The following is a 15434-nucleotide window of genomic DNA, read 5'->3' on the forward strand; positions in this document are numbered from 1 at the left end:
AGCGCCGACAGCTGGGCGCGGAGCTCGGCAAGCTCGGTCTTCTGGTCCTCGCTCTCCGTCTTCGGCTTGGCACCGGCCGCGGCGGCGGTGAACATCTCCATGTTGCGCCGCGCAAGCTCCGCGAACGGCCCGCCGGTAAAGGCGCCCGCCATCGCGTCCCGGAACTGCGACTGGTTGCGCTGGAAGGCCGAAAGCGACTCCTCCAGGAATTGCGGCACCATCGTCTGCATGTTGCCGCCGTACATGCCGATCAGCTGGCGCAGGAAGTTGACCGGAAGCATCGGATTGCCGCCCGCTTCCTCCTCCATGATGATCTGGGTGAGGACGGCGTGGGTGATGTCCTCGCCGGTCTTTGCGTCGACCACTTTGAACTCGCGCTTGTCCCGCACCATCTCGGCCAGATGCTCGAGCGTGATGTAGGTCGAGCTTTCGGTATTATAGAGGCGGCGATTGGCGTATTTCTTGATGATGACGACGTCATCACCGGACGCGGCGGGCATGATGGATCCCCAGAAGCAGCAGGATACCGCACTAGCACCAAAGCTTGCCGCGCCGCAACACGGGCCCCGGCCGTTAACTCTCTTCCTCGAATTGCTGAGGCGGGAGACGACGGGCGATCCGGAGCGGATGGAGCGGGCGCTCTCCGGTCTCCGCGCCTATCAGGAAGCCCCGCGCGCGCCTCGGCCGGAGCCGATGCCGGCGCTGATGGAGATCGCCGGATCGACGCTCCGCGACTATGGCGGGGACGGGCCGCCGGTGCTGTTCATCCCCTCGCTGATCAACCCGCCGAGCGTGCTCGACCTCGACCAGGACAAGTCGCTGCTGCGCTGGCTGAGCGCCCAGGGGTTTCGAGTGCTCCTGCTCGACTGGGGCTGGGACGTGAAGGCGCGGCGCCAGCTCTCGGTGGCCGGGCATGTCGAGGAGATCGCCCTCCCCTTCATCGCCGGCATCGAGGAGCCGCCGCTGCTGGTCGGCTATTGCCTCGGCGGCACCATGGCCGTGGCCGCCGCCGCCCTTGCGAAGGTTCGCGGACTCGCAACGATCGCTGCGCCCTGGCACTTCGCCGGCTTTCCCGAAGAGGCCCAAGCGAGGCTGTCGAACCTTTGGTCGTCGTCGGAGGCCGCGGTGGCGGCGATGGGCCTCCTGCCGATGGAGGTTCTGCAAAGCGCCTTCTGGAGCCTCGATCCGGGCCGCACCGTTGCCAAGTTCGAGCGCTTCGCCGAGCTCGAACCGGGAAGCCCCCGCGCCCAGGCCTTCGTAACGCTTGAGGACTGGGCGAACGATGGTCCGCCGATCCCCGAGGCGGCGGCGCGGGAGATGTTCCAGGCGCTGTTCCGGCAGGATGCATCCGGCCGTGGGCAATGGCTCGTCGGCGGCGACGTCGTCGATCCCTCCAGCCTCGGCTGCCCGCTCTTCAACATCGTCTCCACCACCGACCGGATCGTGCCGCACGAGACCGCGATCCGGGCGGGCGAACGGCTCGACCTCGATCAAGGCCATGTCGGAATGGTGGTCGGCGGCCGCGCCCGGGAAGCCCTGTGGGAGCCCCTTGCCGCATGGCTTTCGCGCGCTCACGCTAGCTGATAGGGGCCGCGGCAAGTTCTTCCCGACAGGAGATAGTACATGACCGACGTCGTCATCACCGCCGCCAAGCGCACTGCCGTGGGCTCCTTCCTCGGCTCCTTCGCAGCGACTCCGGCGCACGAGCTCGGCCGAGTCGCGATCGAAGCCGCGCTCGCGCAAAGCGGGGTTGCGCCGGAAGACGTCTCAGAAGTGATCCTCGGCCAGGTGCTGACCGCCGGCCAGGGCCAGAACCCCGCCCGCCAGGCATCGATGGCGGCAGGCATCCCGAAGGAAGTCCCCGCCTGGGGTCTCAACCAGGTGTGCGGCTCGGGCCTCCGCGCCGTTGCGGTCGCCGCGCAGTCGATCATCGCCGGCGACGCGCGCGTCGTCGTGGCCGGCGGCCAGGAGAGCATGAGCCTTTCCGCCCACGCACAGAATCTTCGCGGCGGGACCAAGATGGGCAATCTCGAGCTCGTCGACACGATGATCAAGGACGGGCTGATGGATGCCTTCAACGGCTATCACATGGGCATCACTGCCGAAAATCTCGCCGAGCAATATCAGATCACGCGCGCGGACCAGGACGAGTTCGCCGCCGCCTCGCAGAACAAGGCTGAGCGCGCACGACGCGAGGGCCGCTTCGCCGACGAGATCGCGCCGGTGACGGTGAAGAGCCGGAAGGGCGAGACCATCGTCGACAAGGACGAGTTCATCCGCGAGGGGGTGGAAGTCTCCGCGCTTGCAGGCCTTCGCCCCGCCTTCAAGAAGGACGGGTCCGTCACTGCCGGCAACGCCTCGGGGATCAACGACGGCGCCGCAGCTCTGGTGCTGATGTCCGCCGAGGAGGCGGAGCGCCGGGGCGCAACAGTGCTCGGCCGAATCGCGGGCTTCGCTTCCGCCGGCGTGGACCCGTCCATCATGGGCATCGGCCCCGTTCCGGCCTCGCGCCGCGCGCTCGAGAAAGCGGGCTGGTCGATCGGCGACCTCGACCTCATCGAGGCGAACGAAGCGTTCGCAAGCCAGGCGCTCGCGGTCGGCAAGGAGCTCGGCTGGGATCCGGAGAAGGTCAACGTCAACGGCGGCGCGATCGCGGTCGGCCACCCGATCGGCGCATCGGGCGCCCGCGTGCTCACCACCCTCATCTACGAGATGAACCGCCGCGGCGTCAGCAAGGGCCTTGCAACGCTCTGCATCGGCGGCGGCATGGGCATCGCCCTCTGCGTCGAGCGCTAGCAGAGCGGCATCTTCGTTCCGACGACGTCAAAGTGTTGCAGATCAGTTACGCCCCTGAACAATCGGTTAACGATTCGGGCTAAGCTCTTGCGCCGGTAGCCCGATTATCCCAGTCGCGACTCGAAGCCGCGTCCAGCGCGGCCGCTCAAGAAGGGATGATTGGGATGAGGAAATTTGGATTGCTTGGCACGAGCGCGCTGCGCTCGATTGTCATCGTTGGTCTTGGTGCAGCGGCCGGCGCGCCTGCTTTCGCACAGGACACGAACACCACCGGCGCCACTCGGCCGGTAACGAGCGAAGACGTTCAGGCGTGCAACCGGCTGCCGACCGACGCGGAGCGCGCGGCGTGCGTCCAGGCGCAAGGCGAACCGGAAGCCACTCCGGAAAAGGCCGGCGATCCGTCTACCCAGACCCCGGGTGAGAATGCCGAGCGCCAGGCCGAGAGCGACACCATCGTCGTCACCGGTTCGCGCATCCGCCGCAGCGCGTTCAACAGCCCCGATCCGCTGACGGTCATCGACCCCGAGCTGGAGCAGAAGAGCGGCAGGAGCGAAACCGCCGAGATCCTGCAGAGCTCGCCGGTCGCCGCCGGCTCGTTCCAGATCACGTCTCTGCTCTCCGCTGGTTCGTTCGTCACCAACGGCGGCGTCGGCGCGCAGACCCTGTCGCTGCGCGGCCTCGGCGCCGAGCGCACCCTGGTGCTGCTCAACGGCCGCCGTGCCGGCCCGGCCGGTACCCGCGGCTCGATCGCCGGCTTCGACCTCAACGTCATCCCGGCGGCCGCCATCCAGTCGGTCGAGATCCTCAAGACCGGCGCATCGTCGATCTACGGCTCGGACGCGATCGCGGGCGTCGTCAACCTGCTGACCCGCAAGGCAACCGACGGCATCGATCTGCGCGGCTTCTCCAGCGTGCCGCTTGGCGGCGGCGGCGAGGGCTACGGTATCAGCGTTGCCTACGGCAAGGAATTCAGCCGCGGCTACATCATCGGCGGCGTCGACTACAACCATCGCAACGAGCTCGAGCGCGGCGACCGCGATTATCTCCTCTGCCCCGAGGAGTTCATCACCAATCCGCAGGGCCAGCTTGCCGACATCCTGGATCCGCGCACTGGCAAGCCGCGCTGCAACGCGTCCTTCACCAACGCTCTGCAGATCAGCACCCAGACGCTGTCGCCGGGCATCACCTTCGGCACGATCCAGTTCAACAACCCGGGTGACCGGCTGAACGAGTTCCTGCCGCCGCCGCCGAGGACCGCAACGTTCGGTCTCCCGGTCGGCTTCTACCCCGTCAGCTTCACCTGCACGGCAGCTGCGCTGGCCACTTCGCTCGAGCTTTGCCGGAACTCTGTCGGTTTGAACGATCCGATCAATCCGCTGGTCTACGGCTCCACGATCACTCCGAAGCTCGACCGTTACACCGCGTATCTCGACGCCGGGTTCAACATCACCGACAAGATCGAGGTGATCGGCGAGTTCCTGTACAACAGGCGTCAGACGGAGAGTCAGAATTTCCGTCAGCTGTTCTTCACGCAATTCTCCGGCCAGACGATCGGCACGACATCGACCGCCCGGCCTGCGTTCCAGTGCACCGCGGCCCGCCGCGCCACCAACCCGAACTGCGACCCGAACAGCGTCGGCGATCCGCTGAACGCCGGGTTTATCGGCAACTTCTTCCTGACCCCCGTCGTCGGCATTCCGACCTCGGTTTCGACCGATGTTCAATATTATCGCGGCGTTGGCGGCGTCAGGGCGGACATCGGCGACCTGCTGAAGGGCTGGAGGTTCGACAGCTATGTGCAGTACAGCCGCTCCGACGGCGACTATACGAACAGCCGAGTGTTCCAGGATGCGTACGAGCTTCTGGACTACCGTTCGCGGCGCTGCCTGCCTGGTCAGGTGACCCGCGTCCGCGGCGTCCCCTGCCTCGACATCAACTTCACCGATCCGCGCGTGATCGCCGGCAACTTTACGCCGCAGGAGCAAGCCTTCCTGTTCGGCAATGAGACCGGCAATACGCTCTATACGCAGGTCACTGCGGAGGCGAGCGTCTCGGGCGATCTGTTCACCCTCCCCGCGGGTCCGATCGGAGCTGCGTTCGGCATCCAGTATCGCCGTGACGAGATCGACGACACTCCGGGCGAGATCACGCTGGCGAACAACGTGTCCCAGCAGTCGGTGTCCGGACGCACGGCCGGCTTTGCGACCAGCAAGGAGGCGTTCGCAGAGCTTGAGGTTCCTCTCATCCACAACACCCCGTTCATCCAGCAGCTGACCCTCTCGGCGGCGGCCCGCGTGGTGAACTCCTATGCGGAGCGTGATCCCGATGGGGCCAACGACCGTGACAAGGGGAACTGGACCTACAAGCTGGGCTTCAACTGGCAGGTGAACGACTGGCTTCGCTTCCGCGGCAGCTATGGCACCTCCTTCCGCTCTCCGGCTCTGTTCGAGCAGTTCCTTGCCAACCAGACCGGCTTCCAGGGTCAGGCTGCGATCGATCCGTGCATTCGCTACGCCGAGCGCGTCGCGAACGGCGCCTTGTCGCCGCAGATCGGACAGCGCTGCCAGGCTCTCGGCATCGCCGGCGACTATTCGGGCGCAGGCACGAGCTCGGCCGTGGTCTCCACCGGCGGCGGCGTCGGCGTTCTCGACCCCGAAACCTCATCTGCCCGGAACGTCAGCATCATTCTGAACCCGAGGCAGGGTCTCTGGAACGGAATGCGCTTCAGCGTTGCGGTCGATTATTTCGACATCAAGGTGAAGGGTCAGGTGACGACGCTTGGAGCAGGCAACATCCTCTTCACCTGCTTCAACTCGACCAACTATCCGAACGATCCGACCTGCTCGCTCTTCACGCGCGACACCACTCCGGGCTCTTCCCGCTTCGGCGAGATCATCTCGGTGAGCAATCCGTTCCTCAACATCAACAGCCAGCGGAACCGCGGCATCGACTTGACAGCCCGGGTCACCCAGGACCTGGGGCGCCACGGCACCCTGTCGATGTTGGCGCAGACGACCTGGCAGATCGAGGATAGGTTCGAGCTGTTCGCCGGCGCCGTCGCCGACGACAACGGCGAGTCGAGCGATCCGATCTTCGTCGGCGACCTCAAGACCACCTACACCAATGGTCCGGTGTCCGTGTTCTACGGTCTCAACGTGATCGGCGGAACGAGCGACGAGCAGGATCTCCGCGATACCCGCGGCGGTGAGATCTGTCTCACCAGCGCGCTTCGTGGCGGTCTGGTTTGCCCGGTCTACAAGCTGAAGCCGCAATTCTACCACAGCGCTTCGGTCACGATCGATATCGCAAAGCGGTTCAGCATGACGATGGGTGTCAACAACATCCTGAACAACACTCCGCCGCGCGTGTCGGGTGCCTTCTCGCCGATCTCAAGTCTCGGCCAGGTGCCTGTCTTCGGAACCCAGTACGACCTGATCGGGCGTCGCGCCTTCGTCAGCTTCAGGGCGAAGATGTAGTCCGATCCGGCTCTTGCATCAGATATTGAAGAAAGGTTTCGACATGAGGAAATTGGGAATACTTCTGCCGCTCCTGGCCGGTTTCGCCGCTGCTCCTGCCTACGCGCAGGAGGAGCGGGCGATCACCGCCCGCGCCGAGCTTCGCGCGGGTTACGACGAAGTTCGCGGTGAGCTCACCGTGCAGAATTCGGCCTTCACCAACGATTTCGGCGTCAGCAACGTGGCGTTGGGAGTCGAGGTGGGCGTCGACGGCCGGATCAGCGACGGCCTGCAGGTCGGCGCCTATGCGGGCATCGACTTCTCCAAGGTCGACGATTGCGTGGATCAGCCCTTCGAGACGATCGTCGCCGGTCGTGGCGACCGGGTCTGCATGGACGCGGACACCAATCTCACGGCGGGCCTGCGCGCGGGCGTTCCGATGGGCGACGGCGGCCTGATCTACGTCAAGGGCGGCTATTCCCGCGGCAAGTTCAAGGGCAGCTACAACCGTACCGCTACCACCCAGATCTTCTCGGACAGCGACACGGTCGGCGGCTACCATCTCGGTGCCGGCATCGAGCTTGGTCTCGCCAGCAACGTCTATCTGAAGGCCGAGTATGTCCACCACCGCTACAGCGACGCGTTCAAGGACGCGCTGACCGGCACGGACAAGCTCGATCCGCACCGGCACCAGCTGATGGCCGGCGTCGGCTTCCGCTTCTGAAGATTGGCGAGGCGCCCTCCTCTGGGGGGCGTAGCCTTCCAGGGTAAAAGGGCTGCTCTCCCACCGGAGAGCGGCCCTTTTTTCCTTCGCTCCCGCTCTCTCTCTTTCAGCACGCCGTCGTGCGCGGCGGAGGAGCGTTCAGCTCGCCCGCTCGTCGAACGGCACGGCGGGCACTCCTTCCTGTTCGTTCCGGCCCGCGAAGCTCCAATTCCCGCCGTCATAAGCAAAGAATGTGGGACGGCCGCCAACGAACGCACCCTCCTCCCAGCGGTGAACCTGAAGCTGGACGTTCCCCTTGCTGAGTTCGATCCAGTTGAAGCTCTGCTGTTCCCCTCCCCTCAGCCGGGTCGAGGTCGCCGTGCCTGCCTGGATCACCAGCGCGGCCCCGGCGGTCTCCACCATCTCACGGGCAGAGACGGAGTAGGCCCGGTGGAAATGCCCGGCCAGCAGCAGGTCGACGCGGGCATCGGCGGCCGCGGTAAGCGCATCCATGCTTCGATTAGCGACCTTTGTGAGCTCGCCCTCATCGCCCAGCGGCATCGCGAAGAGGGGATGGTGGGTGACGAGGATCCGCGTCTTCTCGGGCGGCACATTGATGAAGCTCTCGCGGATCTTCACCATCTGATCGAGCGAGACGCTGCCGTCCTTGATCGTGAGCGACCGCGCGGTGTTGATGCCGAGCACCGCAAGCTCGTCATTCTCGAACCAGGGGCAGAGCTCGTCGTCGATGAAGCGCTTGTAGCGGTTCAAGGGCCGGGCGAAGCGCCGGAAGACGTCGTAGAGCGGAACGTCGTGATTGCCCGGCACGGCGATCACTTCCAGCCCGCCCTGTTCGATCCGCTCTACGAACTGCGCCGCAAGCTCATATTGGGCGACCCGCGCGCGCTGGGTGAAATCGCCGCTGATCACGACGAGGTCCGGACGCTTCGCGAACAGGAATTCCTCGACCGCGGCTACGACCGCCGGGTCGTGCCTGCCGAAATGGACATCGGACAAATGGGCGATACTGGCCAAAAGCGCTCTCCCGGGAATGATGCCTCGGTGAACGATCCGCTCCGCCTGCGGTTGCCTCAGCTCCAGCTTCGCTCGTAGCGGCTGCCAAGCGTCGTCAGCAGCTCATATTGCGAGAGCCCGGATTGGGCGGAGGCGCTCGGCAGATGGAAATCGAGCTCCAGCCACTCCCCTTCCCTCACCTCCGGCGCGTCGTCGACGCAGACGGCGGTAAGATCCATCGAGACCCGCCCCACCACCGGTGCGAAGCGGTCGCCGATTCTGACGCGGCCGGTGTTGGAGAAGCCGCGCAGATAGCCGTCCGCATAGCCGATGTTGAGGATCGCCAACTCCTGCTCGCGCTCGGCCGCGAAGGTCGCGTTGTAGCCAACGGTCTCCGAAGCCCCAACGCGGCGGCGCTGCACCACCTGCGCCTCCACCTTCACCACCTGGGCGATATGCCCCTCCGCCTCGGGCCTTGGAATGCCGCCGTACAGCGCCAGGCCCGGGCGCGTGAGGTCAAAGGCGTAGCCGCGGCCGAGACAGATGCCGGCGCTGTTCGAGAGGCTGCGGCGCTTCGCCGGCACCCGCTCGGAAAGCGCCGTGAAGTCCGCGCGCTGGCGTTCGTTCATCGCCACATCCTCGTCCCCGCAGGCGAGGTGGCTCATCAGCGTTTCGATCCGAAGCCCGTCTAGCAGTCCGTCGGACACGTCCCGAGCGGAGAGCCCGAGCCGGCTCATCCCGGTGTCGATCATCACGTCGCAAGGCCTTTCGGGCGCTGCTTCCCGCCAGCGGGCGACCTGGAGCGGCGTGTTCAGCACGGGCCGCGCCGGCGAGGCCGCCGCATGGCTGACATCCTCTTCGGCGAGGCCGTGGAGGACGCTCAGCGAAGCCTCGCTCGTCCACGGCATCAACGCTTCCGCCTCGGCCCAGGTGGCGACGAAGAAGTCGCGGCAGCCCGCCTCCGCAAGGCGGGCCACAACCTCCCGCGCGTCAATGCCGTAGCCGTCAGCCTTGACCGCGGCTCCGCAGGCGGCGCTGCCGCTCATCTCCGCTAGCCAGCGCCAGTTGGAGACCAAAGACGCGCCATCGATCTTCAGGCGGAGCGGACGGTGGGGCTGCATCAGGATCGCCGGGATAGCGCTCGCCCCGCCGCTAGTCCAACTCCTTGCCGGCCGTTTCCGGCAGCCAGAAGAAGGTCACCACCAGCGCCATCGCAACGACCCCGATCGTGTACCAGAGGCCGGCGAACGGATCGCCGGTTCGCGCCACGATATACTGGCTGATGAAGGGCAGGAAGCCGCCGAAATAGCCGGTTCCGATATGATAGGGCACCGACATTGACGTATAGCGCACCCGCGCCGGAAACAATTCGACCAGTAGCGCAGCCACGGGGCCGAACGTCATCCCCGAAAGGAGCCCGATGACGGTGATCGCCAGCACGATCTGCCAGATGCGCGAGAAAGGCGGCACCGTCTTCTCGAGCGGATATCCCGCGCCCGTCAGCGCCGCATCGAGCGCGGCAGCGTTGGCGGCATCCACCGGCGTTCCGCCGATCGTTACCGCCGGCGCTGCGCCTGGAGCGCCCTCGAGCTTGGTATAGGCGACGCCCTTCTTCGACAGTGCGTCGAGCACCTGCCCGCAGGCTGTCGTCTGCCCCTTGGTGGCGAACAGCTCAAAGCTGCAATTGCTGCCCGTCACCACCACCGGGTTCCGCTCCATCGCCTCCGCCAGCGAAGGATTGGCGGCCGCCGCGATCCAGTGGAACAATGGGAACATGAGGAGGATCGTCAGCGCATAGCCGATCACGATCGGCTTCTTTCGCCCGACCTTGTCCGACAGCCAGCCGAACAGGATGAACCAGAACATGCTGATGAAGGCCGCCGCGCCGATCATCGTGCGAGCGGCCGTGTCCTCGATCCGAAGCGCGTTCTGCATGAAGTACATCGCCTGGAATTGCGCGGTGTACCAGATGACTGTGAGGCCGGCGGCGATGCCGAACAAGGCGACCAGGATCAGCTTCACATTGCCTCTGCTGGCGAAACTTTCCTTCAGCGGGTTCTTCGCGACCTCGCCCGCTTCCTTCATCGCCTGGAAGACCGGGCTCTCCTTCAGCTTCAGCCGCACCCAAAGCGAGACGGCAAGCAGCACGATCGAGAACAGGAACGGGATCCGCCAGCCCCAGGCGTCCCACGCCGCCTTGTCGACGAACCATTCTGACGCGAGCACCACCGCAACGCTGAGCAGGAAGCCGCCGATCACGCCAGCCTGGATGAAGCTCGTATAGAAGCCGCGCTTGTCCCGCGGCGCGTGTTCGGCGACGTAGATCGCCGCACCGCCATATTCCCCGCCGAGCGCCAGCCCCTGAAGCACCCGGAGGAAGACCAGAATCGCCGGCGCCGCAAAGCCGATCGACGCATAGCTCGGCACCAGCCCCACAGCCGCGGTCGCGATTCCCATCAAGGTGATGGTGACGAGGAAGGTGTATTTCCGCCCAAGCCGGTCGCCCAGATAGCCGAACAGGGCCGCCCCGATCGGCCGGACGCCGAAGCCGACCCCGAACGACGCAAGCGCCAGCAGGAATTGCGCCGTCTCGTTGCCGGTCGGGAAGAATTGCCGGCCGATGATCGCAGCCAGCGTGCCATAGATGAAGAAGTCGTACCACTCGAACACGGTACCGAGCGTCGAAGCGAAGATGACCAGCCGGTCCCGCTTCGCATCGATCACATAATCGCCCGCAACCGCCCCCGCCATTCCGCTCTCCCGTCGCCTATTCCTCGTTTACGCGGCGACGGGCGGCGCGGGCAAGCGTCGGAAGCGGCCCGGCCTCGCTGCGGCCGGGCCGCCCGCAGCTAGCGCTTGCGGTATGCGTTGACCTGCGACTGGCTGACGTCGCTTGCAAAGCAGAGGGGCGCCGCTCCGCCGCCGCGGCTGTACGCGCTCCGCCCGCCGCACCGGCTGCCGTTGCTCGCGCTGTTGTACGGGCACGGGCAATTGCCGGAATAGCTTGCGATCGACTGCTTGATGATCGCCTGCTTGATCTGCGCGTCGGACTCCCTCGCCTGCGCGGCCGAGCCCAGTGCGCCGAAGCTGCCGACGACAAGCGCGAGTGCGGCGATATGGCCGCGCATCGATGTTATTTTCATATGAGCCTCCCCTTGCGGACCGCCGCCAAGCGCGGGGTCCAGGAGAGAGGCTAAGTGGCGGGAAAGCGGCCTCTAATCACAACCCGGTCCGTTCCGGTTAGACTGAAGCGTCCAAGGAACGTTACGCCGTCGAAACTTGAGCCGCTATGGATGAAGCCTCAGAACAATCGCGTCCCGTTCGGCACGGGCAGGTCCGGGCGGATCAGGACGACGGCGCCGCTCTCGTCCGGGAAACCGACCGTAAGCACCTCCGACATGAAGGGGCCGATCTGGCGCGGCGGGAAGTTGACCACGGCCGCGACCTGCCGGCCCATCAAATCCTCCGCGCTGTAATGATCGACGATCTGAGCGCTCGATTTCTTGATTCCGATGCCGGAGCCGAAGTCGATCCGCAGCTTCCATGAGGGCTTCCGCGCCTCGGGGAACGGCTCCACCGCCACGATCGTGCCGGCGCGGATATCGACCGCGAGGAACTGGTCGAAGTCGATCCGGTCGGCGGCCGGCGCTGCGGGATCGGAGAGCTTGTGCGTCATGACGTCATTCATGAGCAGCGCTGCGCCACGCCGTCAATCCGTTCCGCAGGCGCAAGGATTCACAAGCGGTTCATCAAGCTGCTGCTCTTCTCACGGCGTCGAAAGGGAGGGTTTCGTTTCATGCGTAAGTTGAGTTTCGTCCTGGCGCTAGCGCTGTTTCCGGCGCTCACCGGTCCCGCCGCAGCACAGACGCGGGAGCAGCAGCAGAGGTGGGAGGACGCGCAGGAGCGCTACCGGGTCGAGACCGAAATCTACCAGCGCGAACGGGACCGCTACATGGCCGCACGCGACCGCGACCGTGAATATGGACGCTTCGAGGATGGCCGCGACCGCTACGCCACCGACTATGACGCGGCCCGCGACTATCGCGACGACCGCCGCTACGAGGAGCGGCGCCTCACCGCTCAGGACGAAGTCTATCGCGGCTCCGACGGGCGCTATTATTGCAAGCGCAGCGACGGAACGACCGGTCTCGTCATCGGCGGCGCGACCGGCGGCCTTATCGGCAACGTGATCGACGGCGGGCGCCATCGCACCGCGGGCACGCTGATCGGGGGCGCGCTTGGAGCGATCATGGGCCGCGCCATCGAGCAAAGTAACGACGTGCGCTGCCGCTGAGCCCTTCCAATGCGACCATTCCGCGTGATGCTCGTTTGTTGATCATGTCCAGATCAGCAACCGACATCATGCAGGAGATCATCTTCGCCGCGGTGGTCGATTCGCTTGACGCGTTGAAGAGCGCTTCCAAGGGCGTTCCGAACACGCTTCTGCGCGATATCGGGGCGATTCACACCAATTCGACCTTCTCGGATCTCCCGAAGGAGCTTCAGGCGACGATCACGGCCAGCGTCCGCTCGGCGTTCAACCGGTTGCTGAAGGAGGGCTATTCGGTGGCGCCGCGCGACGCGGCCCAGCCGCAGCGGCCACCCGCCGGAGGTCAGCCGCCGCGCCCGCCGCGCGGAGGCGGAGGTCCGCCGGGCGCCAACCGGAGGAGGCCGCAGGGGCCGAGGCCGGCCCCGCAGGTGGAGCGAAAGCCGGGGCCGCGCCGGCCGAAATAGCTATCGGCGCTGCTCGACCCGCTCGAGGCGGAGCCAGTCAGCCATCAGCCGGAGCTCGCTGCCGAGCCTCTCAACGGTCTCCGGCGGCGCATCGGGCTCGAGCGTCGTCTGCTGGACGACCAGCACCGAGCGCTGCCGATCGGCCTTGAGATCCACCCGCGCCGCGAGCCGCTCGTCCATCAGGAAGGGAAGCACGTAGTAACCGTGCACCCGCTTCTCGGCGGGCGTGTAGATCTCGATCCGGTAGCGGAAGCCGAACAGCCGCTCGGTGCGGCTGCGTTCCCAGATGAGGGGATCGAACGGAACCAGCAGCGCCTGGCCCTCGATCCGCCGCGGCCGGCGCGCCTCGCGGTGCAGATAGGCTTGCTGCGTCCAGCCCTCGACGCGCGCGGGGAGCAGCACCCCCTCCTCCACCAGGCCGGCGATCGCCGAACGGGCAGCGTCCGGGGAGAGGCGGAAATAATCGCGCAGGTCGCTCGCGGTTGCGACTCCGTGCGCCCGCGCCGCCCGCTCGATCAGCGCCCGCTGCGCGTCCGCTTCGGAAGGGGTCGGCAGCGCCATGACCGATGGCGGGATCACCCGTTCGGTAAGGTCGTAGACCCGCTCGAAGCTGCCGCGCCGCGTCCGCGTCGTCACGTGCCCGGCCCAGAACAGCCATTCGAGCGTCCGCTTCGAATCGCCCCAGGCCCACCAGCCGCTGCGGCTCCGGCTCTCCTGGAAATCGGAGGCGGCAAGCGGCCCCTCCTGCCGCAGCCGCTCCAGCACCGCCATCGCCTCGGGCCGCCGCTCGGTGGCGAACGCCCGCATCGCCGACCAGCCGATCTCCCCCCGATCCGCCTTCGCCATCCGCCAGCGCAGCAGCGGATGGAGCTCGAGCGGAAGCAGTGAGGCCTCATGCGCCCAATATTCGAACAGCCGGCGCTGCGCCTTCGCTCCCCAGGCGGAGCGGTCGAGCACAGTCAGGTCGTACGGCCCGAGGCGCGAGAAAGCGGGCAGATAATGCGCGCGGCTGAGGACGTTGACGCTGTCGATCTGGTGAAGCGAGAGACGCCCGATCAAACGTCTCAGATGCCCCTGGTCGACGCGCTCCGGGCGCGGCCCTCCGAAACCTTGAGCGGCGAGCGCGATCCGGCGGGCGGAAGCGAGCGACAGCCGCCCGGTCAGCGCGCCATCACTCCACCGTCACCGACTTGGCGAGGTTCCGCGGCTGGTCCACGTCCGTGCCCTTGGCGACGGCGACATGGTAGGCGAGGAGCTGCACCGGGATCGCGTAGACGAGCGGCGCGATCAGCGGGTGGACCTTCGGCATCTCGATCGAGGCGATGACCCCATCGCCCGCCGCGGCGAGCCCTTCCGCATCCGAGATCAGCACCACCTTGCCGCCCCGCGCCCGAACTTCCTGCATGTTCGAAACCGTCTTCTCGAACAGGGGCCCCGAGGGGGCGAGCACGATCACCGGTACGTGATCGTCGATTAGGGCGATCGGCCCGTGCTTCATTTCGCCCGCCGCATAACCTTCGGCGTGTATGTAGCTGATTTCCTTCAGCTTCAGCGCGCCTTCCATCGCCATCGGGTAATCCGGGCCGCGGCCGAGATAGAGCACGTCGCGGGCGCGGGCGATCACCGGCGCCATCCGCTCGATCTCTTCATCGTGGCGGAGCGCGGCGTTCATGGCGGCCGGCGCTTCGGTGAGATGGGCGACGATCTCGCGCTCCTCTTCCTCGCTCATCCGCCCCTTGTCGCGCGCCACCTTGGCTGCAAGCGCTGCAAGCACGGCCAGCTGACAGGTGAAGGCCTTGGTGGATGCAACGCCGACCTCCGGCCCAGCGTGCGTCGGAAGCAGCAGATCCGCCTCGCGCGCCATCGAGCTGGTGGGCACGTTGACGACGACGGCGATCTTCTGCCCCTCCTCGCGCGCATGGCGGAGAGCGGCGAGCGTGTCCGCCGTCTCGCCCGACTGCGAGATGAAGAGTGCCATGCCGCCGGGCTCCAGGACCGGCGCGCGGTAGCGGAATTCAGACGCGATATCGAGCTCCACCGGCACCCGCGCGAACTGCTCGAACCAGTATTTGGCGACCATCCCGGCATAATAAGAGGTGCCGCAGGCGACGATCGTGATGCGAGGCACGTCCTTGAAGCTGAACTCCATGTCGGGGAGCGAGACCTGCTGCTCGAGCGGACGGATGTAGCTGCTCAGAGTTTGAGCGACGACGATCGGCTGCTCGAAAATCTCCTTCTGCATGTAGTGGCGGTGATTGCCCTTCTCGACCGCGGCCGCGCTCGCGCCGGAATTGACGATCGGCCGCTCGACCGGCTTGTTCTCGCGGTCATGGATCTGGGCGCCCTCACGGGTGACCACCGCCCAATCGCCCTCGTTGAGGTAAGCGATCTTCTGCGTCAGCGGCGCCAGGGCGAGCGCGTCCGAGCCGAGATACGTCTCGCCATCGCCATAGCCGACGGTGAGCGGAGCGCCCATGCGCGCGCCGATCAGCAGATGGGGATAGTCGCGGAACAGGATCGTGATCGCAAAGGCGCCGTGAAGGCGCGGCAGCACGTCGGCGACGGCTTGCTTCGGCTCGCTTCCTTTTGACAGCTCGTTGGCGATAAGGTGCGCCACCACCTCGGAGTCCGTCTCGCTCTGGAAGGTGCGGCCGAGCGCCTGCATCTCCTCGCGCAGCGGCCGAAAGTTCTCGATAATCCCGTTGTGAACGAGCGCGACCCCGTCGACGATG

At 66.3% G+C, this 15434-nt stretch carries 14 protein-coding genes; 6 read left to right on the plus strand and 8 right to left on the minus strand.

All coding sequences use genetic code 11. The annotated features are described in order from the left end of the window. Positions 1–500 (minus strand): polyhydroxyalkanoate synthesis repressor PhaR (gene phaR / locus VF662_RS10685; protein WP_464140886.1); only part of this gene is annotated, 500 nt, incomplete at its 3' end. Between phaR and VF662_RS10690 the strand changes: the two genes are divergently transcribed. The 4 genes from VF662_RS10690 to VF662_RS10705 all read left to right on the plus strand — a co-directional run bounded on the left by VF662_RS10690 (position 499) and on the right by VF662_RS10705 (position 6975). Beyond that, positions 499–1584, plus strand: coding sequence for an alpha/beta fold hydrolase (locus VF662_RS10690; protein ID WP_464140888.1), 1086 nt, complete (start codon positions 499–501; stop codon positions 1582–1584). The genes phaR and VF662_RS10690 overlap by 2 nt on opposite strands. A gap of 39 nt (positions 1585–1623) precedes the next feature. Beyond that, positions 1624–2796 (plus strand): acetyl-CoA C-acetyltransferase, encoded by a 1173-nt coding sequence (locus VF662_RS10695; protein WP_464140890.1) that lies wholly within the window; start codon positions 1624–1626, stop codon positions 2794–2796. Between the two features lie 164 nt (positions 2797–2960). Beyond that, a complete protein-coding gene (locus VF662_RS10700) occupies positions 2961–6272 on the plus strand; it encodes a TonB-dependent receptor domain-containing protein (protein WP_464140892.1) in 3312 nt (1103 codons plus the stop codon). Positions 6273–6315: 43 nt separating this feature from the next. Beyond that, positions 6316–6975: an outer membrane protein gene (locus VF662_RS10705; protein ID WP_464140894.1), complete on the plus strand. Its 660-nt coding sequence runs from the start codon at positions 6316–6318 to the stop codon at positions 6973–6975. A 138-nt stretch (positions 6976–7113) separates the two neighbouring features. Here VF662_RS10705 and VF662_RS10710 read toward each other — a convergent pair whose 3' ends face one another. The 5 genes from VF662_RS10710 to VF662_RS10730 form a co-directional block, all read right to left on the minus strand. Next, positions 7114–7989, minus strand: coding sequence for a metallophosphoesterase family protein (locus VF662_RS10710; protein ID WP_464140896.1), 876 nt, complete (start codon positions 7987–7989; stop codon positions 7114–7116). Positions 7990–8045: 56 nt separating this feature from the next. Continuing rightward, on the minus strand, positions 8046–9089 hold the full coding sequence (gene alr / locus VF662_RS10715) for an alanine racemase (RefSeq protein ID WP_464140899.1): 1044 nt from the start codon (positions 9087–9089) through the stop codon (positions 8046–8048). A 31-nt stretch (positions 9090–9120) separates the two neighbouring features. Continuing rightward, positions 9121–10719 carry an MFS transporter gene (locus tag VF662_RS10720; RefSeq protein ID WP_464140902.1) on the minus strand — a complete coding sequence of 533 codons (1599 nt, stop codon included), beginning with the start codon at positions 10717–10719 and terminating at the stop codon, positions 9121–9123. Positions 10720–10817: 98 nt separating this feature from the next. Continuing rightward, on the minus strand, positions 10818–11111 hold the full coding sequence (locus VF662_RS10725) for a hypothetical protein (protein WP_464140905.1): 294 nt from the start codon (positions 11109–11111) through the stop codon (positions 10818–10820). 158 nt (positions 11112–11269) lie between these two features. Beyond that, positions 11270–11656 (minus strand): tRNA-binding protein, encoded by a 387-nt coding sequence (locus VF662_RS10730; RefSeq protein ID WP_464140907.1) that lies wholly within the window; start codon positions 11654–11656, stop codon positions 11270–11272. Positions 11657–11764: 108 nt separating this feature from the next. Here VF662_RS10730 and VF662_RS10735 point away from each other — a divergent pair, with 108 nt between their 5' ends. Beyond that, on the plus strand, positions 11765–12262 hold the full coding sequence (locus tag VF662_RS10735; protein ID WP_464140909.1) for a glycine zipper 2TM domain-containing protein: 498 nt from the start codon (positions 11765–11767) through the stop codon (positions 12260–12262). A 44-nt stretch (positions 12263–12306) separates the two neighbouring features. After that, positions 12307–12702: a hypothetical protein gene (locus VF662_RS10740; protein WP_464140911.1), complete on the plus strand. Its 396-nt coding sequence runs from the start codon at positions 12307–12309 to the stop codon at positions 12700–12702. On the opposite strand, the gene VF662_RS10745 is transcribed toward VF662_RS10740, so the two are convergent. Both VF662_RS10745 and glmS read right to left on the minus strand, forming a co-directional pair. Further along, positions 12703–13761 (minus strand): winged helix-turn-helix domain-containing protein, encoded by a 1059-nt coding sequence (locus VF662_RS10745; protein ID WP_464140917.1) that lies wholly within the window; start codon positions 13759–13761, stop codon positions 12703–12705. Between the two features lie 112 nt (positions 13762–13873). Beyond that, positions 13874–15434 (minus strand): glutamine--fructose-6-phosphate transaminase (isomerizing) (gene glmS / locus VF662_RS10750; protein ID WP_464140921.1); only part of this gene is annotated, 1561 nt, incomplete at its 5' end.

It is taken from the genome of Allosphingosinicella sp., from assembly GCF_036387215.1.
In the GTDB taxonomy this organism is placed as follows: domain Bacteria; phylum Pseudomonadota; class Alphaproteobacteria; order Sphingomonadales; family Sphingomonadaceae; genus Allosphingosinicella.

What these genes read in the sequence shown, in the direction of transcription:
- VF662_RS10690 (WP_464140888.1), top strand. Translation starts at nt 499, where the DNA reads ATGATGGATCCCCAGAAGCAGCAGGATACCGCACTAGCACCAAAGCTT.
- VF662_RS10695 (WP_464140890.1), top strand. Translation starts at nt 1,624, where the DNA reads ATGACCGACGTCGTCATCACCGCCGCCAAGCGCACTGCCGTGGGCTCC.
- VF662_RS10700 (WP_464140892.1), top strand. Translation starts at nt 2,961, where the DNA reads ATGAGGAAATTTGGATTGCTTGGCACGAGCGCGCTGCGCTCGATTGTC.
- VF662_RS10705 (WP_464140894.1), top strand. Translation starts at nt 6,316, where the DNA reads ATGAGGAAATTGGGAATACTTCTGCCGCTCCTGGCCGGTTTCGCCGCT.
- alr (WP_464140899.1), bottom strand. Translation starts at nt 9,089, where the DNA reads ATGCAGCCCCACCGTCCGCTCCGCCTGAAGATCGATGGCGCGTCTTTG.
- VF662_RS10720 (WP_464140902.1), bottom strand. Translation starts at nt 10,719, where the DNA reads ATGGCGGGGGCGGTTGCGGGCGATTATGTGATCGATGCGAAGCGGGAC.
- VF662_RS10725 (WP_464140905.1), bottom strand. Translation starts at nt 11,111, where the DNA reads ATGAAAATAACATCGATGCGCGGCCATATCGCCGCACTCGCGCTTGTC.
- VF662_RS10730 (WP_464140907.1), bottom strand. Translation starts at nt 11,656, where the DNA reads ATGAATGACGTCATGACGCACAAGCTCTCCGATCCCGCAGCGCCGGCC.
- VF662_RS10735 (WP_464140909.1), top strand. Translation starts at nt 11,765, where the DNA reads ATGCGTAAGTTGAGTTTCGTCCTGGCGCTAGCGCTGTTTCCGGCGCTC.
- VF662_RS10740 (WP_464140911.1), top strand. Translation starts at nt 12,307, where the DNA reads ATGTCCAGATCAGCAACCGACATCATGCAGGAGATCATCTTCGCCGCG.